General features: G+C 61.6%; 15 protein-coding genes. 5 read left to right on the forward strand and 10 right to left on the reverse strand.

Annotation, left to right across the window (positions count from 1 at the left end):
* Positions 1-186 precede the first annotated feature (186 nt).
* Positions 187-1,374, reverse strand: coding sequence for an acetylornithine deacetylase (gene argE / locus ABSB13_RS03165; RefSeq protein WP_428105447.1), 1,188 nt, complete (start codon positions 1,372-1,374; stop codon positions 187-189).
* A gap of 176 nt (positions 1,375-1,550) precedes the next feature.
* On the opposite strand from argE, the gene ppk1 reads away from it, so the two are divergent.
* Positions 1,551-3,836, forward strand: coding sequence for a polyphosphate kinase 1 (gene ppk1 / locus ABSB13_RS03170; protein ID WP_428105449.1), 2,286 nt, complete (start codon positions 1,551-1,553; stop codon positions 3,834-3,836).
* 195 nt (positions 3,837-4,031) lie between these two features.
* Here the strand turns inward: ppk1 and ABSB13_RS03175 are convergent, their stop codons facing one another.
* The 3 genes from ABSB13_RS03175 to ABSB13_RS03185 all read right to left on the reverse strand — a co-directional run bounded on the left by ABSB13_RS03175 (position 4,032) and on the right by ABSB13_RS03185 (position 10,250).
* Positions 4,032-4,394, reverse strand: a complete 363-nt coding sequence (locus ABSB13_RS03175; protein ID WP_428105450.1) for a hypothetical protein — start codon at positions 4,392-4,394, stop codon at positions 4,032-4,034.
* A 105-nt stretch (positions 4,395-4,499) separates the two neighbouring features.
* Positions 4,500-6,659, reverse strand: a complete 2,160-nt coding sequence (locus tag ABSB13_RS03180) for a DUF6311 domain-containing protein (RefSeq protein ID WP_428105451.1) — start codon at positions 6,657-6,659, stop codon at positions 4,500-4,502.
* A gap of 144 nt (positions 6,660-6,803) precedes the next feature.
* Entirely contained in the window at positions 6,804-10,250 is a 3,447-nt protein-coding gene (locus ABSB13_RS03185; RefSeq protein WP_428105453.1) for a carboxyl transferase domain-containing protein, read from the reverse strand.
* A gap of 174 nt (positions 10,251-10,424) precedes the next feature.
* On the opposite strand from ABSB13_RS03185, the gene ABSB13_RS03190 reads away from it, so the two are divergent.
* A complete protein-coding gene (locus tag ABSB13_RS03190; protein ID WP_428105454.1) occupies positions 10,425-12,152 on the forward strand; it encodes a L,D-transpeptidase family protein in 1,728 nt (575 codons plus the stop codon).
* A gap of 35 nt (positions 12,153-12,187) precedes the next feature.
* On the opposite strand, the gene ABSB13_RS03195 is transcribed toward ABSB13_RS03190, so the two are convergent.
* The 5 genes from ABSB13_RS03195 to ABSB13_RS03215 form a co-directional block, all read right to left on the reverse strand.
* Positions 12,188-13,063, reverse strand: a complete 876-nt coding sequence (locus tag ABSB13_RS03195; protein ID WP_428105455.1) for a dienelactone hydrolase family protein — start codon at positions 13,061-13,063, stop codon at positions 12,188-12,190.
* A 70-nt stretch (positions 13,064-13,133) separates the two neighbouring features.
* Positions 13,134-14,081, reverse strand: a complete 948-nt coding sequence (locus ABSB13_RS03200; RefSeq protein WP_428105457.1) for a carbohydrate kinase family protein — start codon at positions 14,079-14,081, stop codon at positions 13,134-13,136.
* Positions 14,081-14,812 carry a class II aldolase/adducin family protein gene (locus ABSB13_RS03205; protein ID WP_428105458.1) on the reverse strand — a complete coding sequence of 244 codons (732 nt, stop codon included), beginning with the start codon at positions 14,810-14,812 and terminating at the stop codon, positions 14,081-14,083. The genes ABSB13_RS03200 and ABSB13_RS03205 overlap by 1 nt, the downstream gene beginning before the upstream one ends.
* A gap of 99 nt (positions 14,813-14,911) precedes the next feature.
* Complete coding sequence (locus tag ABSB13_RS03210) at positions 14,912-16,318, reverse strand: aldehyde dehydrogenase family protein (protein WP_428105459.1); 1,407 nt, start codon at positions 16,316-16,318, stop codon at positions 14,912-14,914.
* A 178-nt stretch (positions 16,319-16,496) separates the two neighbouring features.
* Positions 16,497-16,766, reverse strand: coding sequence for a hypothetical protein (locus ABSB13_RS03215; protein WP_428105461.1), 270 nt, complete (start codon positions 16,764-16,766; stop codon positions 16,497-16,499).
* Positions 16,767-17,250: 484 nt separating this feature from the next.
* Between ABSB13_RS03215 and ABSB13_RS03220 the strand changes: the two genes are divergently transcribed.
* Both ABSB13_RS03220 and ABSB13_RS03225 read left to right on the forward strand, forming a co-directional pair.
* Positions 17,251-18,906: a phospholipase C gene (locus ABSB13_RS03220; protein ID WP_428105462.1), complete on the forward strand. Its 1,656-nt coding sequence runs from the start codon at positions 17,251-17,253 to the stop codon at positions 18,904-18,906.
* A gap of 275 nt (positions 18,907-19,181) precedes the next feature.
* Positions 19,182-19,586 (forward strand): hypothetical protein, encoded by a 405-nt coding sequence (locus ABSB13_RS03225; RefSeq protein WP_428105464.1) that lies wholly within the window; start codon positions 19,182-19,184, stop codon positions 19,584-19,586.
* A gap of 122 nt (positions 19,587-19,708) precedes the next feature.
* Here the strand turns inward: ABSB13_RS03225 and ABSB13_RS03230 are convergent, their stop codons facing one another.
* The gene (locus ABSB13_RS03230; RefSeq protein ID WP_428105465.1) at positions 19,709-20,215 is read right to left on the reverse strand and encodes a DUF992 domain-containing protein; all 507 of its coding nucleotides are present in this window, start codon (positions 20,213-20,215) and stop codon (positions 19,709-19,711) included.
* A 290-nt stretch (positions 20,216-20,505) separates the two neighbouring features.
* Between ABSB13_RS03230 and pabB the strand changes: the two genes are divergently transcribed.
* Positions 20,506-22,596: an aminodeoxychorismate synthase component I gene (gene pabB / locus ABSB13_RS03235; RefSeq protein ID WP_428105496.1), complete on the forward strand. Its 2,091-nt coding sequence runs from the start codon at positions 20,506-20,508 to the stop codon at positions 22,594-22,596.
* Positions 22,597-22,714: the final 118 nt, after the last annotated feature.

Raw genomic sequence — 22,714 nt, forward strand, 5'->3', positions numbered from 1 at the left:
CGTGCCGCTCTTCAGAAGATAAACAAGAGGGGGCGGGGGGAAGAGAAAAGATGCGGCTGCTCTTTGTGTCATCCTGAGCGCAGCGACGGAACCCGGATGCGGGATTCTTCGCTCCAGCAGCTTTCGCTCTAGAATGACACGGGTGGGCGCGTGCTTTTTTTGTGCAATCCTGAGCAAAGCGAAGGATCACGCGGCGCAGCACAGGCGTTCGATCACTTTGCGAATCATCGCGGGGCCGCGTTCGAAGGCGTCGCGGCGGATGTGCTCGTTGGGCTGATGCGCCTGCTCGAGATCGCCGGGCCCACAGATGAGCGAGGTGATGCCCGAGCCGGTGAACCATCCGCCGTCGGTGGCGTAGACCGCGCCGCCGGAAGTGTTCGCGCCGGTTGCGTCGAACAGCGCGGCTTCCAGAGCCGTCCCGCGCGGCGAGTCGAGACTCGGCACGACGTTCAAAAGCCCGACTTCAATTTTCGCGCGATGCTCGCGGCCCGCATAGTCGTGGCCGTCGAGTGCGTCGACCCGGCGCCCGATCTCCCGGTAGACGTCGAGCGGATCGGCGTTGGGCAGCGTGCGATAGCTGATGCGCAGCTTGCATTGCTCGGCGATCATGTTGAGTGCGATTCCGCCCTGCACGGTTCCAAAATTCAGCACGTCGTACGGCGCGTCGGGAAAAATCGCCGAATAGTCAGCACTTTGGCGCGCCGCGAGTTCCTGCTGAAAACGGCCGATCGTGTCGATCACGCGCGCCATCACCGCAATCGCGTTGACGCCCATCGCCGGTGCGCCGCTATGGCCTCCGATGCCGCGGACGCTTACCTCGAACGCAACGATGCTCTTGTGCGCGTGACATACTGCGTACGAGGTCGGCTCGCCGATCCACGCCAGCCGCGGGACGGGAGTGTCGCCTAAAATTTGTTTGAGCGCCGGCGCGACGCTATGCGCGCCGAGACAACCGACTTCCTCGCTCGCGGTGAATACGAATACCACGGGGCGATTGAGCCTGGCTGAATCGAGGGTGCGCGCCGCGTCGAGGCATTGCGCGATGAATCCTTTCATGTCGGTGGTGCCGCGGCCGTAAATCCGCTCGCCCGCGGGTTCGAGTTTGAGCGGCTCCCGCTCCCATCCTGGCTGTCCGTCGTAGGGGACGGTGTCCACGTGTCCTGAAATTATCAGGCCGTCGGCGCGCGGCGGCCCGACCCATGCGACCAGGTTGGCCTGCGAGACTCCGAACAACTCGAACGGTTGAAGCGCGGTTTTGAATCCCCGCGGTCCGAGCTCGGCTGCGATGTATTCCATCGCGTCGAGATCGCTTTTTGCGCTGACCGTGTCGAACGCGACCAGCCGGCGTCCGACTTCATACAAATAATCATTCATGCTGCCACCGGGATGAAAAACCAGTCAGAAGAATCGCACAATCGGCCCGTCGATAACAAATCAACATCCTATAACACCGCGGAAATACTCACAAATTTCTCGCCCGGGGGCCGGGATAGGCAATAGACCGCGCGGGCGGCTAGAATGCTTGGGGCAGGATGGGACCAGATGAGCATATGGCGAACCAGGCGGATAGCCCCGCGATAGTTGCCGCAACGAGCGCTCCGGATGTGCCGGCGCCTCAAAATGGAGGAGTGGTCGATCCGTCGGCAGTGCTGACTGTTGTTGACGGGTCGGTTTCGGCGGCCGAGAAGGCGCCGGCGCCGCGAATCGACAAGGACCTTACGTCGCCCGACCTGTTTCTCAATCGCGAACTCACGTGGCTCGCGTTCAATCGGCGCGTTCTGCATGAAGCGGAAGACGAACGAAATCCGCTGCTCGAGCGGCTCAAGTTTCTCGCGATTACAGCGTCGAACCTCGACGAGTTCTTCATGAAGCGCATCGGCGGCCTCAAGCAGCAGGTCGTCGCGGGGATGCACGAGCTGACCGTTGACGGGCGCACGCCGCAACAACAGATCGCGGAGTGTTACCTGGTGGTGCGCGAACTCGAGCAGCGACAGCGCGAGCTTGGTCCGCGAATTCTCAGCCAGCTCGAGAACTACGGCATCCGCGTGCGTCTGTACGCCAGCCTCTCGGCCGACGAGCGCAAGTCGATTCGCGAGTATTACTACAAGAACATTTTCCCGCTGGTGACGCCGCAGGCGATGGATCCTGCGCATCCGTTCCCGTTCGTCTCGAATCTGTCGCTCAACCTGCTGGTCACGGCGCGTTACCAGAACGACTCCGACCCGCTGATGGCGCGGGTGAAAGTGCCGATCGGGTTCGGAATCCCGCGCTTTCTGCGGGTCGGCAATCAAAGTGATTTTGTCCGGCTCGAGGACGTCGTCGCGAACAATCTCGATCTGCTGTTTCCCTCGATGCTGATCGACTCGTACGAGCTTTTTCGGGTGACGCGCAACGCCAACACGGAGCGCGACGAGGACGAGGCCGACGACTTGCTGGCTCTGATCGAATCCGAGCTGCGCGATCGCCGTTTCGCGCCAATCGTGCGGCTCGAAGTGCTGTCCGGAATTAATCCCGTTCATCGCGGAATGCTGGCAGCTGAACTTGGACTGGACGAACGCGCCGACGTGTTCGAAGTGGATGAGATGCTCTCGATGCGCGACTTGGGAGAGCTTGCGGCGATCGACGCGCCTGCGCTGCACGATCCGCCGCATCATCCGGTGGATCATCCGCGCCTCACCGTCGGGCGCAGTATCTTCCACGTCATTCGCGACGCCGGTTCGTTCCTGCTGCTGCATCCCTACGAGTCGTTCTCGACGTCGGTGGAACGGTTTTTGCGCGAAGCCGCGGACGACCCGAAGGTCCGCGCGATCAAGATGACGCTGTATCGTACCTCGCCCGACTCGAAAATCATCAGCTACCTGTGCGACGCGGCGCGCAACGGCAAGCAGGTGGCGGTGGTGGTCGAGTTGAAGGCGCGCTTCGACGAAGCTGCGAACATCCAGTTTGCGACCAGGCTCGAGGAATTCGGAATTCACGTAACCTACGGCGTCGTGGGTCTGAAGACTCACAGCAAGGTGATCCTGGTTGTTCGCCAGGACTACAACGGTCTGCGCCGTTACGCACACATTGGCACCGGCAACTATCATCCCGGGACGGCGAGATTTTATGCCGACTACGGACTGCTGACTTGCGACGGCACTATCGGCGAAGACCTGACCGAGCTGTTCAACTACCTGACGACCGGCTATATGCCGGATCGTCCCTATCGCAAGATTCTGCCGGCTCCGACCGTGCTCAAGCGCGCGCTGTTGGCGCGAATAGAGCGCGAAATCAAGCTCAATTCGGCCGCATCACCCGGACTGATTCAGTTCAAGATGAACGCGCTCGAGGACGTGGACATCACGCGGGCGCTTTATCGCGCCTCGCAGGCGGGCGTGAAGGTTGACCTGATTGTCCGCGACACCTGCAGGCTGCGCCCGGGAATCCAGGGACTGTCGGAGAACGTGCGCGTGGTGAGCATTGTTGGCCGGTTCCTCGAACACGGCCGCATCTTTTATTTTCGCAATGGCGGAGCGGAGGAGTTTTTCATCGGCTCCGCCGATTGCATGAAGCGCAATCTTGAAAGTCGCGTCGAAGTCGTCGCGCCAGTCGAGGACCCTCAACTGCGCAAGGAGCTGCGCATCGTGCTCGACCTGCAGTTGCGGCCCAATCGATGCCAGTGGGAAATGCAGGCCGACGGCACCTACGTCAGGACCACTGCCGCGGACGCCGCCCCGGCCTGCCAGCAGGCGATGATAGATTTCGCTGAGACGCGACAGACGGAAGCGACCAAGGTCAAGAAGCGCCGCTCCAAAGGCTTCGCCCGCCGCACGGTACGCGAAAGGACCGGCGAGTGACCCGACGTCTGCGTCCAACGCTTTCGTTTTTCTGATCCAACTCCGAACAGGTACTTGACATTCTCGCGGGCGCATCGCGAATCCGTATTTCGCGGTGCGGCGTAAGAAAACAATGCGGCCTTCGTCAGATCGTGAACTGCCTGCGGCTGACACCCTCAGGCTGGCCGATCGAATCAGACTGCGCAGCGCGCGCGGCTATTCGCCGGGACGCGGCGGAATCGCAACGTAGTTGCCGGGATTCGCCGCCATTGCCTGGCGAATATCCGGATTCGCCGCGAAGAACGCGCCGAGCTGCTTATGCTTCTTCGCATAGGCGTCGTCATTGATCAGCGCGGGATTGTGGGCGAGTTCGCTTGCGACCTTCGGATGCTCGGCCGCGAAAGCGTTCCAGGTCTTGAGCTTTCGCGTGTCGATATCGCGAGTGTCGGCGGCCTTGAATGTAGTCGTGGTATTTCCGTTGACGACGGTGCCCAGCGTATTTCCTTCCTGCGCGATCGCTGGAGCCGCGAAAGCGATTGGAAGCGCAACTGCGATCAACAGAGTCGATATTCGGTTCATGTTTTCAGCTTAGTGTACCGCGCTTGAAATGCAAAAATCGCGAGCGTGCCGTCAGGAACCTAAACACGCGATTGGAAAAAGTGGGAATCACCCGCGGCGCGTGGCTTACGGCGATCTCAGGCCAACGCGGGCGCCGGCGGCGGCATGCGCGAGCGCCTCGCGCGTAAAGACCATCACGAGTTTGCGCTGGAAGAGGTCGCCTCTCGGGTGAGACTCGAGCGGGCGCGGATATGGAAAGTACGTCTGTGCGGCTCCCGCGCCATAACTCGCGACCAGTCGCTGAGCGCATGCGTACGAGGCTCGCACGCCGACGCTCACGCGCCCTTTGTTCTCCGGCGACAGCCACAGACCTTCCGACGAATACGCGCCGTCGTCATTGCGCACCCATCCGGGCGGCAGCAGGCCCAGTTGTTGCGCCCGAAAGGGAGAGAGGTCAGCGGGGGGCCGGCCGCCCGCGAGATATCGATCCGCCGCATCGAGCAGCGCCGCGAATCGAGCGTCGTCGAGCCGGCATTCCATCTCGACGGCGCTCGCGCCGCGCAGTCGCTCGAGCGTAGCGGGGTCGGGACGCGCGAGCACCACGTCATCGATCGCCTGAAGTTTGGCTCCGCCCGACTCGAGCATCGCGCGCCACTGCGCCGCCGACGGATCCTGCTGCCGAAAGACGACCGCGGTCACGCCGTGCGTCGCCATGAAGGCGTTGAGCTGCGCGGGCGCATCGGGAATTTCGCCGCCGTCGAGAAATGCGCCGACGATCGGCCACGCAAGAAATGACGTCGGCGTCGGCCCGAAGTGTCCTTCAGCGATCCCGAAATTCATCTTCGCCGCTGCCTGCCAGTACATCGCGCTGCCCATCTCGCCGAACGGCAGCGCGAGGATTGTCTCGCCCTGGGTGAGATAGTTGCGGTAGGTGCCGGACCTGAAGAAGTCGGGCGTGTCGAGCTCATACACGAATCGCCCGGCGTTCAGATCGGGAAGCATGAACAACACTACCGCGGCGACGATCGCGGCTTTTGCGGCGGCGCTCGCGCGAAGTTCCGCGATCCAGAGCGACGCGATCGGGGCAACGATCAGAAAGATATACATCGTAAAGCGATCCGGAAACGCGCTGTTGATGAGCGGCACGCGCGTCAGAAGCTTCCACGGCATCGCGAACAACACATAGCCCGCAACGTGAAGCCGCGCTCCATACGATGCGACATAAAGCATCGCGAGCATGATCGCCGCAAAGCGCGCCTCGGGCCGCTTCCATCGCGATTTGAGGAACAACACCACAATGACGACAAGCGGGACGCCTATGTATGCGCCGTTCTCGATCACCTTGTGCGAGTAGCGGCTCGAGATCGCGTGGAGCGGCGGCAGGTGACCCAACATCAGAGTGCTCGTTGGGATGAACATCTCGAGCAAATCGGTGCTGAACGGAGTCGTGTTCCAGAGCGGATGCGATGAAAGGCCGCTGGCGACGACGACCCGGTACAAATAAGGCGTCAGCACGACGATCGACGCAGCGAGCGCCATCGCGGAAAGTATCGCGAGGTCGCGGATGCGCGCGGATATCGCGGGAATCGTGAGCCATGCGACGATTAGTGCGGCTGCGCCGAACATCACGATCGTCGCAAAAATTTCCAGGCTGATCAGGAACTGGCAGGTGAGCGCGGTCGCCAGTGTGATCACTAACCATGGCCGCGCGACTTTTTCATCCAACCTTAGCAGCGCGAGATAAACGACCACCGGCGCCAGAAATGCCGCGGTCAACACCGAATGGCCTGCGGCTTGATGGCCGATCATGTAGGGCGAGAAACCGAAGAGGTACCCGCCCAGCATCGCGGGCCACGTCGAGCCTGCGATCCGCCGAATGAGCAGGAACGCAGTCAGCGCCGCCAGCGCCGGCATCAACAGAGTCGCGAGGTTGTAGGAGACCACCGCGCCATAGCGCGCCGTCAATGGAGCGGCAATCAGGCTTGGCAGCGGCACGCTGGTGACCCACGCAAGATCAACGCCCTCGGGCGCCCAGATGATTCGCGGATGGAACGCGTCGAGGCGCTGCGCGATCGCCTGCGGCCACCATTGAAAACACCAGATGAAGATTTGCGGGTCGCGCCGATTGCCCGCATGAACCTCGGCCAATCGGAAAATCATCCCCCGTCCATAGAAGAGAATTGACAGCGCCTGATAGACCACGAACGCGCCGAATGCGCCTGCGAGCGAGCGCGACTTGGGGACCTCACCGGCGGCGAACGCGGGGATGCGCTTATCCTCCCGCACGCGCCCGTTCGGTCGTGCGGCGGCGCAGCGCAGCCGGGCGCTGCGCAACAGTCTTTGATTCCGCTTCGGTCACGCTCATGTCGCGATGATTTAACATCGATCGCGATCGCGCAAGCATCGTACCCATATGCGGCGCGGCGCCTGTCACCAGGTATCGACGTTGGGCCGCTTCTTGCCGGTGCGCGGCGCGTTTGGCGGCGTCGCGCGCAGACCCGCGGCGATCCATTTGCGCGAGTCGAACGGATCGATGACGTCGTCGATCTCGAAGTGCGTCGCGGTGTTCACCGCTTTCCCGTGGCGATACATCCGCTCCACCATTTCGTCGAACAGTTCTTTGCGCTTCCCGGGCTCCTCGACCGCGGCGAGCTCGTTGCGATAGCCGAGCTTCACCGCTCCCTCCAGACCCATGCCGCCGAACTCTCCGGTCGGCCACGCGACCGTGAAAAATGGCGCGTTGAAGCTGCCGCCCGCCATCGCCTGCGCGCCCAGTCCGTAGCCCTTGCGCAGCACGATCGTAAAAAACGGCACGCTGATGTTTGCGCCGGTCACGAACATCCGCGCCGCATGCCGCACCAGCGCCGTCTTCTCGACCTCGGGACCAACCATGATCCCGGGAGTGTCGCACAGGAACACCAGCGGAATGTCGAACGCGTCGCAAAGCTGCATGAACCGCGCGGCCTTGTCGGCGCCGTTGCTGTCGATTGCGCCTGCCAGATAAACCGGGTTGTTCGCGATCAGTCCGACCGGACGTCCTTCGATCCTGATCAACGCCGTCACCATCCCGGGGCCGAACTGCCGGCGTATCTCGAGCACCGATCCGGTATCGGCCATGGTCTCGATGACCGATCGGACATCGTAGATGCGAAGCCGATTCTCGGGAATGATCGAGCGCAACAAACGCTGGTCGGCGCATTCCCAGTCGCGAACCTCTCCCTGAAAGTAGGATAGGTACTTCTTGGCCACTAGTACTGCTTCGGCCTCGTCGGCGACTGGAATGTCTACCACGCCATTAGCCACTTGCACGTCCATCGGTCCTACTTCTTCCGGTCGAAAAATACCCAGTCCGCCGCCTTCGATCATCGCAGGCCCGCCCATCCCGATGTTGGATCCCCTCGTGGCGATTACTACGTCGCAGCATCCGAGCAATGCCGCATTGCCGGCGAAGCACCGGCCGGAGTTGATACCTACCAGCGGCACCAGGCCGCTCAACTTTCCCCAGTAGTTGAACGCCAGGCAGTCGAGTCCTGCCACGCCAAGCCCGTCGGTATCGCCCGGACGCCCGCCGCCGCCCTCGGTGAAGAACACCACCGGGATGCGCGACTTCTGCGCGATTTCGAACATCCGGTCTTTCTTGCGATGGTTCTGTGCGCCCTGCGTGCCGGCCAGCACGGTGTAATCGTACGACATCAGGATGCATTGCGCCTTGGATTCGTCGAACAGGTCGCCGTTGACGCGTCCGATTCCGGCGACCATTCCGTCAGCCGGCGTGTTCTTGATCAGGTCCTCGATCGTGCGCCGCCGCCGCTGCGCCGCGATCACCAGCGGACCGTACTCGACGAAGGTGCCCGGGTCGCACAGGTCGTCGATATTTTCGCGAGTGGTGCGCTGCCCGGTCTTGCGCCGGCGCGCGACCGCGTCGGGCCGCGCGGCGTCGAGTCCGAGCGCATGACGCTCGATCACTTCCGCGAGATCGGGACGCACGCGATCCAGGTCCACGTCTTCGGCCGCGTCGCAATGCGCCGTTTCGACCTCGGCCTCCTCGATAAAGGCCAGTGGATGCCCTTCGAAGATTGCATCGCCCTTGGCCACCGTGATGCGCCGCACGATCCCGCTCTTGTCTGCCGCGATGACGTGCTCCATTTTCATCGCTTCCATGATGAACAGTTGCTGGCCGCGATGTACCCGGTCGCCTTCGCTGACATCGACGGAAACGATCGTGCCCTGCATCGGCGCCTCGATCGCGACCGTGTTCTCAGGCCCCCTGATGTCGTGCGATTGCGCTGCCGCGGCGGTGGTGGAAGCCGCCGATGGCGACGGCGGTTGAATGCCGGATTTGCCATGATGGAGCACCGCCAGCGGATCGCTCGCGTCGATCTTTGCTCCAGCGCGCCGTGCCCCGGCATGCTCGGTGCCGGCTCTGGGAGCCGGCGCTGAATGCTCGAAGAACAGCCGCTGATGCCCGGATTGCGCACCGCCGACCAGCGCGGCGATATTGTCCTCGACGAAGCGCGTGTACACACGATTCGCGACGAACTCGGGATGCTGCAGGATGCTCTGCAGGAATCCAATGTTGGTCGCCACGCCCTCGATTCTGAATTCGCATAGCGCGCGATATGTTTTCGCCACCACGTCGGCGAAGTCCGACGAGTGCGAGTGCGCGATGAGTTTGGCGAGGATCGAATCGAAGTTCGGGCTCGTCGTGTATCCCGCATAGGCGAACGAATCGGTCCGCACGCGCGGTCCCGACGGTGCCTCGAACGCGGTGATCGTTCCACCCGCCGGTTTCGCGCTGCCATCGGCCCGCATCGATTCCATGTTGATTCGCACCTGCATCGCCATCCCGCGCGGTTTGGGAATGTCCGCTTGTTGCATCCCGAGCTCCGCCAGCGAGTGGCCTGCCGCCAGTTGAATTTGCAGCTTGACGAGATCGATTCCCGTCACCTCCTCTGTGACGGTGTGCTCGACCTGGAGCCGCGGGTTGGCCTCGATGAACGCAAAGCCCGCCTCGCCGTTGCTCGCGGACCCGTCGTCGTTGACCAGAAACTCGAACGTGCCGAGGTTGTCGTACCGCACCTCCTTGGCCATCCGCACCGCGGCCGCTGTCAGCCGATCGCGAAGCGCCGGCGCCAGTCCCGGGCTCGGCGCTATCTCCACGATCTTCTGATTGCGGCGCTGGATGCTGCATTCGCGCTCCCAGAGATGGCTCACGTTGCCCGATCCATCCCCGATGATCTGCACTTCTATATGACGCGCGCGCGGCATCAACTGCTCGACGTACACGTCGCCGTTGCCGAATGACGCACGCGCCTCGGACTGACAGCGTTTGTATGCTTTCTCGATTTCCTCGAGGTGCGAGACGGCGCGCATGCCGCGGCCGCCGCCGCCTGCCACCGCTTTGATCATCATCGACGCGCCCTTGCCCAACGACGAAAAAAAGTGCCGCGCTTCATCGAGGCTCGTCGCCCCCGAGCTGCCGCGCAGGATCGGCACGCCGCATCGCTCGGCCAGCCGCCGCGCCTGCAGCTTGTCGCCGAAGAGTTCGAGTATCTCGGCTCGCGGTCCCACGAACGTGATGCCCTCGATTGCGCATCGCCGCGCAAAGCCGGCGTTCTCGCTGAGAAAGCCGTAGCCCGGATGGATCGCATCGCAACCCGTCTCTTTGGCGAGCGCGATAATCTGTTCGCCGTCGAGGTACGCGGCCGCGCCCGCACCGCTTAGACGGCGGGCCAGGTCGGCCTTGCGCGTGTGCAGCGAGGTGGAATCGTCGTCCGGGAAAACGGTCACGGTGCGGATGCCCATCTCGGCGGCCGCACGGATGATGCGAATGGCGATCTCACCACGATTGGCGATCAGAAGACTCTTCGGAGTCATATTTCTCCCGTCTCTTTTCAAGTCGGCTCGATCCTTCGCCTGAATTTCTATCTAAAGCATGATGACCCCGCCGCGCGAAAGCGCCCCGCAACCGGTCGATAGGTTCATCGCCCCGCTCTTGCGGTGAATCGGCGCGCAACCTATGTACAGTGTCATCGCGAGGGGCAGGTAAACATGAAGGTCCACAAATCCGCATTGGCGGCATTGATCGCAGCGCTGTGCTGCGGCGCGACGACCAGCCTGGCCTTCGCCGCCGGCTCTCCCGCGCCCGCTCCGACGCCCAACGCTGTCCCACCTGCCAGTGCTGCCGCAGCCCAAGGCCCGGGTGATCTCGGTGCTCTGATCGCCGGATGCACACTTGCGGATTTGCGCTGGCCCAATTTCACTGACTATCGCGACGACGTAAAAAAATTCTACGACTCGGGCGGCAATTCGATTGCCTGGATCCAGAATGGCAAGGCCAGCCCTCAAGCCCTCTCGATGATCCTGCTCCTTCAGAATGCTGCTTCGAAGGGCCTCAACCCCGACGACTACGACGCATCGCGATGGGACGCGCGACTGACCCGGCTGCAACCGTCGGTGCCCAAGGCATCCGATACCGACCTTGCGCATATCGATCTGGCGCTGACTGTCTCCGCGATGCGCTACATTTCCGCCCTGCATGTTGGAAGGGTGAACCCTCAACACTTCAAGTTCGGCCTGGTCGTCGGACCCAACCGGTTGGACTTGGCCGAATTGCTGAGAACGCAGGTGCTCCCGGCGTCGGACATTGCCGCGGTCGTCGCGAAAGTTGAACCGCCTTATGATGGTTATCGGCGAGCCGAAGATGCGCTCCTCACCTACTCGAAGATGGCGAGCGCGGCTGACGCTCCGCTGATACCTGTACCGCAAAAAGGCGTGCGCCCCGGAAATCCGTTCGCGTCGATGCCTCAGCTGGTCGCGCGATTGCGTCAACTCGGCGACCTTCCATCGAGCAGCGAGGTGCCCGCCAATTCGAGCGTTTACGACCGTGCCGTGGTCGGCGCCGTGAAACATTTCCAGGGTCGCCATGGCCTCGATGCCGACGGTGTGTTGGGTAAGGGCACGGTGACCGAATTGAACGTGCCGCTCAAAACCCGCGTGCAACAGCTCCAACTCACGCTGGAACGATATCGCTGGATACCGCCGGACTTCCCCGAGCCGCCAATCATCGTCAACATTCCCGAATTTCGGCTACGCACGATGCGCCGTCAACCGGCCAACTACCTGACGATGAAAGTAGTCGTCGGCAGGGCGATGCGTACGCAGACGCCCGTGTTCGCCAATGAAATGCGGTATGTAATCTTCCGCCCGTATTGGCTTGTTCCGCCGTCGATCCAGCGCGCGGAGCTGGTCCCAAAGACGCGCCGCGATCCCGATTATCTGGCCGATCATGGATTCGAAGTAGTGGATGGAAGCGGCAACGTCGTTCCGTCGTCTCCGCCGACGGACGAGGTCATAAGCGGACTTCGTTCCGGCGCACTGAGTATTCGGCAGCTGCCCGGACCCAAGAATGCGCTCGGCCTGGTCAAGTTCATCTTCCCCAATCAATACAACGTTTACATGCACGGTACGCCGGAGCAGGAACTGTTCGCGCGTTCCCGCCGCGACTTCAGTCACGGATGCATCCGGCTCGAAGATCCGGTCGCTCTGGCAGCGTGGGTGCTGCGCGACAAGCCCGAATGGACGGTGGACAAAATTCGCGCCACGATGAACGGCGATACCACTGTACAGGTCAATCTCGACAAGCCTATTCCGGTACTAATTCTCTATAGTACCGCAGTAGTCGAGCCGGATGGCGAAGTCCGCTTCTTCGACGACATATATGGCTATGATGCGTCGCTGGTCAGGACGCTCGCGAATGGCTATCCATATCCGAACTGATTAGCCACTCCAATAGTCAGTCGTAAATATACATTTCAGGCTACGCCGTGTGCCTTGAACCAGGCCTGCATCCGCTTCCATCCATCCTTCGCGGCTTCCGGCCTGTAGCTGGGACGATAGTCGGCGTTAAAGCCGTGCGGGGTATCGGGATAGATCACGATTTCTGACGGCTTGCCCGCCGCCTTCAGCGCGGCGCGCATCTGCTCGATCTGCGCAACCGGGATTCCCATGTCGGCGCCGCCGTAGAGGCCGAGAATCGGCGCGTTGATCTGATCCACCAAATCGATCGGATTCTTCGGCCTGATGGCAGCCGCCGCAGGCTGCAGCGGCCCGTACCACGCGACCCCGGCTTTCACAGAGCGGTTGTGGGCGGCATAGAGCCAGACCTGCCGGCCGCCCCAACAGAACCCGGTGATGCCGAGTTTCGCGGTATCAGCCTTACCCGTGCTTTTCGCCCATGCCACGGTCGCGTCGAGATCGGAGGCAACCTGTTGGTCGGGCACTTTGGCGACGACGTTGGCGATGATCTGCTTAACGTCACTCATGCTCGTGACGTCGCCTTCGCGCGCATAGAGCAACGGCGCCACCGCAAAGTAACCCAGTTTGGCCAGGCGCCGACAGATGTCCTTGATATGTTCGTGCACGCCAAAAATCTCGTGAACCACCAGCACCGTCGGAAAAGGCCCTCCGCTCGCCGGCATCGCGCGATACGCAGGAATCTCGCCGCCTTCGACCGGAATCTTGACCTCACCGGCAACCAATCCGTTGCTATCGGTCGTAATCGTATCGGCCGACACCGGCATCACCGCCAGCGCGAAGCCGGCCGCGAGACTTCCCACCACGAATGCGCGGCGCGAGAGTTGAGTTTGCGATGCAGGCCGCTTGACCCCTGCGTCGTCCGCTCGATCCATCTTTGCTTCCCCGTCTTGTTCCCCGGATAAAGTCAGGCCGGTCGTCTGCTTCTCAATTTCAGCAAGACCGTCAGCTGGAACGCAAGGGAGTTTCGCGCATGAAGCGGACGGTATCGTCCAAATCGCGGATGCCGGCGTCTGAGCCCAGGCCTTGCGCCACCATCGCTGCCGCGGCATTGCCGAGCTTCATGCATTCCGACGGCGGCCAACCCAGCCCGATCGCGCGAATGAAGCCGGCGCAATACGCGTCGCCGCATCCCGACGTGTCAACTACCGCGATATCGTGCGCCGCCAGATGCACCATCTCGCGCGCAGTCGTTAGCAGGCTGCCATCGCCGCCCATCGTGAGCACAACTCCGCGCACGCCGAGGTCGAGCAGCTGCCGGGCTGCGTCTTCGGGTGCCTGTGATTGCGTGAGCTTGCAAGCTTGATCGGCGTTGGGCATGAACCAATCAACGAACGGCAGACAGGGCTTCAGGATCGCGAGGAGCTTGGGCGAGCCTTCGCTCAGGATGTCCATGCTCGTGGTGGCGCCGCTGTCGCGTGCGCGCCGGAGTATCTGTGCGGCTCCATCGCGCCCCAGTCCGCGCATCGAATCGCTGCCGCCGAGATGCAGATGCGCCGCGCGCTCGATCAACGGCCAGGGTACGTCGTCGATCGAGTAGACGGCGTTGGCTCCGATCACATGAAGCGCAGGCCGGTCTCCGTTCGGCCTGATCGGCAGGATGCTGGCTGAGGTCTGGACGCCGGGCTTGCGAATAACCTGGCTGGTGTCGACGCCGAAGCTGTTCAACGCGCGGATAAGTACGTCTCCCAGGGCATCGTCGCCGACGGCGCCCACCGTTGCAACCGCCAGTCCCAATTTCGCCAGGCCAACTGCTGTGCCCGCCGCAGACCCAGCCGGTGCGAGCCGAATCTCGTCGAGTAACACGCTGCCTTGCCCATCGGGGATATGAGTAACGTAGCGGCCGAGGATGTCGAGGACGTGTGCACCGAGCGTAACCGCCGGGCCGCTCATTAGTGACTCGATTCCGCTTCGGGGGCGACTTTCATCCGCGCGATATGGTGTGCTTGCTTGCGCGCGATTTCGCGATCCTGGCGCGCGATCACCGCCGAGTGAAGCTGCGCGACGGTCTTTTCAGGAAGAACGGTCACCGGCTTACCGGTCGCCAGCGCTTGCATGTAGATCGTGGCGGACTTCTCCAGCAACTCCACAAGAGTGAAAGCCTCGTCGAGATCGGTACCGATGCAAAGCGCGCCGTGGTTCTGAATTATGTAGCAATGGCATCGATTGGCGAGCTTGCGCGCGACATTGTCGTGCAGTTCGCGCGAGCCTGACAGGGCGTAGGGCACGACCTCGACGCTCTTGCCTATCGCCAGCGTGACTTCGTCGAACAGTGGCGGGATCGGCTGATTCAGCACGCTGAGCGCGCTCGCAGCCATCTGATGGGTATGAATGACGGCGCTGACGTCGGCGCGTATTTTGTACGTCGCTACGTGCATCGGAGTTTCGATCGACGGTTTGCGCTCGCCCTCGATTCGCGCGAGGTCGAAGTCCACGACGCAGATGTCCTCGATCGTCATCAGGTTGTATTGAAGGTGCGTCGGCGTGATGACGATGGCGTCCTCGTCCTCGACGAGCATCGAGACGTTGCCCGCGCTGCCGGACTTCGATCCGAAGTAACCGTCGGCGGAAAGCCGCTGGGTGATGCGCAGGACTCGCCGCTTGTATTCGTCGTAGTGTCCCATTTCAAAAAAACGCCGCCCCCCGGGGTATCGCTCGAACTTCACGATACCGCGGAGGTGACAGTTATTACCACATTATAGGATGTCTTCGATTCGCACGCCTCACAGCTTGACCGAGTTGACCACCTGGATTTCCGTAAAGCCGAGCAGACCCCAAGGGCCGTTCTCCACGCCGATCCCGGACCACTTGGCTCCGCCGAACGGAAGATTCGGTGCGATCGCGACATGCTGATTGACCCAGGCCGAACCGCATTCCAGTTGCGATGCCACCTCCGCACCGCGTGCCGAATCGTTGGACCACACGGAACCGCTCAGTCCGAAGTGGGTCGCGTTCGCACGGCGGACCGCATCATCGACATCCTTGTAGGGAATGACCGGAAGCGCGGGGCCGAACTGTTCTTCATCGACGAGCCGCACGCCATCGGAAATATTTCCGACGATCGTGGGGGCGAAGAAATAACCTTCCTTGCCCACGCGCGCACCGCCGGAGACAATCTTCGCGCCGTGCTTCTTGGCGTCCTCGACCAGCTCGGTCACTCGCTCGAATTGGGGCTTGTTGTTGATTGGACCGAGCTGGGTTCCGGCCTCGAGCCCGTCTCCCACCTTGACGCCGCGCGCGAGCTCGCCAAGCTTCTCGAGCAACGCGGCGTACATCTTTTCCGGAACGTAGACCCGCTTGATCGCGCTGCAGATCTGCCCGGAGTTCTCGAACGCGCCCCAGAAAATCTTCGGCGCCACCGCCGCCGGATCCACATCCGACAAAATGATCGCGGCGTCGTTGCCGCCGAGCTCGAGCGTAACCCGCTTCAGATCCGGCGCGGCTGCCGCCGCAACCTTCTTGCCGGTCTCAACCGAGCCGGTGAATGAAATCTTTCTCGGCGCCGGATGACTGGTCATCCACGCACCGAGCTCGTCGCCGCCCGATACCACGTTGAGGACTCCGGGCGGAACAATGTCGCGCAGAATCTCGCCAAGCATCAGCGTGGTGATCGGCGTGAACGGCGAGGGCTTCAGCACGACGGTGTTGCCGGCGAGCAGGGCCGGCGCGATCTTCCACATCCCGAGCATCAGCGGGTAATTCCACGGCGTGATCGCGGCGATGACGCCGAGCGGTTTGCGCTTTATTTCAATTTTGCCCTGCGGCGTGTCCTGAAGTACCTCGCTGGGCAAATCGAGCATCGACGTGTATGCGCACCACATCGAGGTGCCCATGATTTCCTGCCCCGCCTTGTCCAGCGGCTTGCCCTGCTCCTTGGTTAGAGTCCGCGCCAGCCCTTCGGGCGGTTGTTGCAATGCGGCCGCGCATTCCTGGAGGACTTTGCGCCGCGCGTTGATGTCGCGGCTCCAGGCGGGAAACGCACGCTGCGCGGCGGACATCGCCTGATCGAGTTCGGCCTTGGTGCAATCGGGAACCTCGGCGAAGACTTTTCCGGTGGCGGGATTGATCACGCCGGTGGACTTCGATCCCTTCACCGACTGGCCGTCGATGGTCATGGTGTATCCGGGCATTACAAATCTCCTTATATGCGCAATTATGCGCAATCCGTGCGGGCAAATGTAATTGATTCATTACAACGCCGGTCGTATCGCACGCAAACGGCGCATGAGTGATAGCGTGAATTACTCGAACAGGCGGGCAAGATGAGGGCGGCCCGATACCGAGCCGCCCCCGATTGTTCCGAAGCGATTAGTTTGTCTTTTGACTCGAGCTTTTGTCGGTGGTCGTGGTAGAGCCACCCGGATTCTGATCGCTCGTAGTCGTGGTCGATGACTGCGAGGTTTTCTCGGAGCCCTGCGCCGGAGCAGCGGCGCCGGGAGCGCCCGGTGCTCCTGGTGGTCCTTGTTCGCCGGCTACGGGGACTGTCGTCGTAGTTTCTTTTTCGCATCCGACGACCGCGGTACCGAGCAGGAATGCGATTCCAATCAACGCCGCCGCACTGCCTAGCTGCCTCTTCATAGTGATTACTCCTGATTCCTCATCGAAGCCTTTCTTGATGTTCGTGCGATAGTGATTTTCCGCACCTACTCTTCGAGGGTTACCATATCAGTACTAGCCAGCGAATGTATCTTTGGGTCGTCGATCATAGTTACTGACATAACCAAACGGGACGATTGGCCGCGGCTCAGCCAATCTCGCGAACTATATTCTTGCTTTGCGATGCGTGAGCCCGAAACACGGAAACGCCGGCCCGGTGACTCGGCGGCGCTTCGCGTGTGCAGCCGCGCAAAAGCCTGGTACGAAGCGGCGCCGGATGAAAGGTTCGGATCGCCAAGTCTTAATGACTGCGCGATTTCCCGATCTCAAAACCTTAATCGCGGCTTCACGTGAAACTCGCGGGAATTAATTTCATTCTAATCACCGGGTAATCAACATTCCCTATCCTCCCGACGCTGCCGAAATTCCTATCGGCCGCATCAATCGAACGAGGAGGAACAAGAGAATGCGAAAAAAAATCGCGCGGTCCGTTGCAATGGGCCTCGTGGGCCTGCTCATCCAGCAGGGTTCGGGGGCTGCATTCGGCCCTCCGCCGGAAGGGCCGCCCACCGCCACGCCCATCAAGCACCTGGTAGTGATCTTCCCGGAAAATATTTCCTTCGATCATTACTTCGGCACCTATCCGGTCGCAGCCAACCCAGCCGGTGAGCCACCGTTCCAGGCGCAGTCCTGGACGCCGAACGTCAATGGGCTCAGCGGCGCGCTGCTGACAAACAACCCGAACTTCCTGAACTCTCTCAACAACTCCACCTCCAACACCGGTGGTGGCTCGGGCGCGGCGCTCAATCCGTTTCGCCTCGATCGCAGCCAAGCCGCGACCTCGGACCAGAACCACGACTACGGCCCCGAACAGGCTGCGGCCGACCTGGGCCTGATGGACCTGTTCCCCCTCAATGTCGGCGTGGCCGGTCCACCGCCGGCGGCAGTTACGACCGATGGCGTCACGATGGGCTATTACGACGGCAACACCGTCACCGCGCTGTGGAACTACGCGCAACACTTTGCCATGAGTGACAATTCCTACGATACGACGTTCGGCCCATCGACGCCCGGGGCGATCAACCTCGTTTCCGGACAGACCAACGGCGCCGTGGCCAAAAACCCCGGCAGCGGGGTCGCCGACCAGCTGCTGGTCGGGCCGAACGCCGACGGCTCGTACACCCTGATCAGCGACTCTGATCCGACCGGCGATGTGTGCTCCACGTCGAGCAACCCGGTCGCTATGACCGGGAAGAACATCGGTGATCTGCTCAACGCCGCGGGCATCAGCTGGGGATGGTTCCACGGTGGATTCAATCTGTCTCTGACCAATCCCAACGGAACCACCGGATGCAAGCGTAGCACCACCTCGGCGGTTACGGGCGAAACGAAAGTCGACTACATCCCGCATCATGCAGCGTTCCAGTACTACGCGAGCACGCAGAACCTGACTCACGCGCGTCCCAACGTTCCGCCGAGACTTTACGGTACCAGCGCCGACACCACGTCCAATCATCAGTACGACACCGACGACTTCTTCGCCGCGCTTGCCGCGAACAACCTGCCTGCGGTCAGCTTCATCAAGCCGCCCGGCTTCGAAGAGGGTCATCCGGGCTACTCCGACCCGCTTGACGAGCAGGCCTTTCTCGTGACGGTGCTCAACGCGCTCCAACAGTCGCCCCAATGGAGTTCCACCGCGGTAGTGATCTCGTGGGACGATTCGGACGGATGGTACGATCACGTGATGTCGCCGATCCTCAACCAGTCGGCGAGCAGCGCCGACGCGTTGACCGGCCCGGGTGCTTGCGGCACCGGCGACGCCGCCCTGCCGGGCGTCAATCCCGCGCTCCCTCATGCGCAAGGCCGCTGCGGCTACGGGCCGCGCCTGCCGTTCCTGGTGATCTCGCCGTTCTCACGGCCCAACTTCGTGGATCACACGCTGACCGCCCAGGTCTCTGCCATCCGCTTCATCGAGGATAACTGGCTCGGCGGACAACGGATCCAGGGCTCCTTCGACGCGATCACCAACTCGATCGACTCGATGCTGGACTTCGAGCATCCCCAGTGGACCCCCCCGCTCTTGCTGGATCCTTCCACGGGAGAGCCGCTTCATTCTTTCTAGGTCTTCGGAACAATCGAAAACGGGCGCGCGTCCAATGGGCGCGCGCCCGTCACGTCCCCAGCCGCGGTCGAATCAAAAGAACGAAATGCGTGGTCCGGCTGGCCCTAAGACGTGTAGCCTTGGCGCCGAGTGTCGATGCCGGGAGCCATCGTTGCCTTTGCCCTGCTGCCTCGGAATACAGTATGATGATCGCGTGCTTACACCGTATGGGTTCCATACAGTGAATAAGGTACAGATAGGTAGACGACGGCGCTTACGATAACTGAGGATAACTTATGAACAGATTCAAATATCTCGCAATATTTGCCGTGGTTGGAATCTGCTTCGCAGTGACTGCTCCCAAAATGGAGGCTCAGGTCACCATCAACATTGGAGTCCCCCCTGAATGCCCTTACGGTTACTATGACTACTCGCCTTATACTTGTGCTCCTTGGGGCTACTACGGCCCGGAATGGTTCACGGGTGGTGTGTTCATTGGCGCTGGCCCGTGGTATCACGGCCCTGACCACTTCCAGGGCTACGTAAATAACAGTTACGATCCTCAGCGCGGCTATAAAGGCCCAGCCCCAAAGGTTGGTGAGAAACCTGAGCCGTCAAAGCGTCCCGATAAGGTTGCCAACTTCAAAGGAAATGAAGCGCGTGATGGACGCGGTCACGTAGTCGCGGCTAAGAAACGCTAAGCACAGCCGACGCGAACGGCCCAATAGCAGTTGCAGACATGGCCCGGTATCGAGCGGACGATAATCGGGGCGCCGGATTTCGCCGGAGCCCCGATTGATGTCGCATGCGTTGGCGGAATTATTCAGCGCGGTGGTTTCTCGCCGCGGTACTTGAGCGTGAGCTCCGCGACCCCGGCCGCGACGTTCACTCCGTTCTGCCCTTCGATTGATACCGGCTGAAGCGCGATCGATTGATCGAAGCCTCCGACCAGGACGTTTGCGCCCGCACCTGCACCGAGCGTGACGCTCGCGGTCACACCGCCGTAGTGCCCCTCCAGCGCCCCGGGCTTGAGATCCTTGGTTGGCGCGGCGACCGCCCACAAAATCACCGATGATTTGAGATAGCCGATATCTGCGCCGAACTTCGAGACGCTTCCACTGTAATATTCGACTCTTCCGCCATTGGAACCGTATGAGCATTTGAGGTCGCGCGAGGATCCGAACACAAATCCCCATCCCGACGCTTCGTGACAAGTCAGATAGCCTGTCTTGACGGTGTACTTGCCGCCCTCGGCGTGCGCCGTCAATGACCAACAACTCAAAAAGAGCATACTGGCAACAGCAACCGCGATGCGTAGTCCTGGTTTCATGTCTTCCTCCTGAAGGACAAGTGCTAGATTGTTTCCTGATCGACGTCAGCCAAAAAGCAAGAACCTGCGATTCCCCCGCCTCTCTGATCCTTGTAGACCGAATGGCCTCCCTCGGCAAGCCGCAAACCGGTTCAGTCCGCATTGATTAGCCCCAGCCGCCGTCCACAACGCCGATCGATGCCTTGCCTCTCGCCGCTTCGCGATCGATGCTTTCACTATCGGCGGGAGCGGATTGCTGGCAGGCGTCCCTGTAAGGTGGGACGATGACGGTTGGATCAGCGCGGCGCGAAATGATTCAAACTCTTCTGATCGACAATTACGACTCTTTCACGTTCAACCTGTTTCAGCTCATCGCGCAGGTTAACGGGAATGAACCCATCGTCATAAAAAATGATCAGCTTGCCTGGGATGATCTGAAAAATCACCGCTTCGACAACATCGTTATTTCGCCCGGGCCCGGACACCCTCAAAATCACCGCGACTTTGCCGTCTCCCGCGACGCGATCCTGTTCGCCCCGGTGCCGATCCTCGGCGTCTGCATTGGTCATCAGGGAATCGGCGATGCCTTCGGCGCCACCGTCGCGCTTGCGCCGGTGCCGATGCACGGCCGGGTCGCCCAGGTCTATCATCATGGCGATCCTCTTTTCGCGGGCGTGCCTTCCCCCTTTTCCGCCGTTCGCTATCATTCGCTATGCGTCGTGCCTCCTATCCCTGCCCCCTTGACGGCAATCGCATGGACCGCCGACGGCGTGGTCATGGGCCTCCGCCACGGGGATCGGCCGATCTGGGGCATTCAATTTCATCCCGAATCGATCTGCAGCGACTATGGCCATCGGATATTGGCGAATTTTCGCGACCTGTCCCATTCCTTCATACAGACCCACCAACGCCGTCCCCAGCCGTCTCTTCCGCCGGCAACGCCCTCCCTCCAACCAGCCGCCGAGCCGACTGCCGATCGCCATCCGAAGTTTCAGCTGCGATCGCGACGTCTCGACATCTGCCCCGACGCGCAAGCCGTGTACCGCGCATCCTATGGCCGTTCGCCAAGCGCATTCTGGCTCGATAGCAGCCTGGTAGTTCCCGGCCTGTCGCGCTTCTCCTTCATGGGCGATGGTTCTGGTCCTTACAGTTTCAGAGTCCTATACGATACTCACAGTGGTACACTTACCATCGCCGATTCATCAGGCGCCCGCCCGATCGAGCAGAGTGTGTTTGAGTACCTGCGGGAATTTATCGAGCAGGTGCGCATTGCTCCTGCCGATTTGCCCTTTGATTTTACCTGCGGTTTTGTAGGTTACCTTGGCTATGAACTGAAGCGTGAATGCGGCGCCGGCTTTGCCTACAAGTCGGCTACGCCGGATGCTTACTTCCTATTCGCCGACCGGCTGATCGCAATCGACCACCTGGCCGCCGTCACCTATCTGGTCTGCCTGGCGCCCGCCGGAGATAGTGCCGATGAAAGCGAGCGATGGTTCGACGCGATCGAGGCGCATCTGCGCCGCCTCCCGGCCAGTCCTGCCGCGCCCGCGCCCGCCCGCCCGGAGATCGCGATCCCGACGCGCTATCAGCATTCGCCACCGGAATACCTCCAGCTGATCGAACGATGCCTGCACGAGTTGCGCTGCGGCGAATCCTACGAAATCTGCCTGACCAATAAGATATTTCCGCAGGCGCGAGTCGAGCCACTGGCCACTTACAACGTTCTGCGCGCGATCAACCCCGCGCCGTACGCGGCCTTGCTCACTTTTCCGGGCCTGTCGATCCTGAGCGCGTCGCCCGAGCGCTTTATCAAAATCGATTGCGCCGGTAATGTCGAGTCGCGGCCGATAAAGGGCACCGCGCCGCGCGGGCGCACCCCCGCCGACGACGAGCACCTGCGCCACGCCCTGCAATCCAGCGAAAAGGAGCGCGCCGAGAACCTCATGATCTTGGACTTGATCCGCAACGATCTCGGCCGCGTCTGCAAGATCGGCACGGTCGAGGTGCCCCGCCTGATGGAACTCGAGAGCTACGCCACCGTTCATCAGTTGGTGAGCACGGTGCGCGGATGCCTGCGGCCGGGAGTGACCGCGATCGATTGCTTGAGGGCCGCGTTCCCGGGTGGTTCCATGACCGGCGCGCCGAAACTTCGCACCATGGAGATCATCGATCGCCTCGAGAACAATGCGCGGGGAATTTATTCCGGCGCCCTGGGGTTCCTTTCGATTTCCGGCGCGGCGGATTTTTCAATCGTCATACGCACCATCGTTGTCGCCGACGGCGCGATTTCGATCGGCGTCGGCGGCGCCGTCGTGATCGGCTCGCAACCCGCGCGCGAGCTCGAGGAGGCGATGCTGAAAGCCGAGGCGCCGCTGCGCGCAATCGCGCTGACCTCCGAGTGAAAGAGATCTTCCATTCCTTCTTAACCCTGGGTGCAGGGCTCACCTCTGGCGCGCGACAACGGAGCGCGGCCTTAACTCTGGGTCTCAGGCTCACCCCGGCCATCGCGTAGTCGCGAAA

The organism is Binatus sp. (SeqCode) (assembly GCF_050013435.1).
Lineage (GTDB): Bacteria > Desulfobacterota > Binatia > Binatales > Binataceae > Binatus.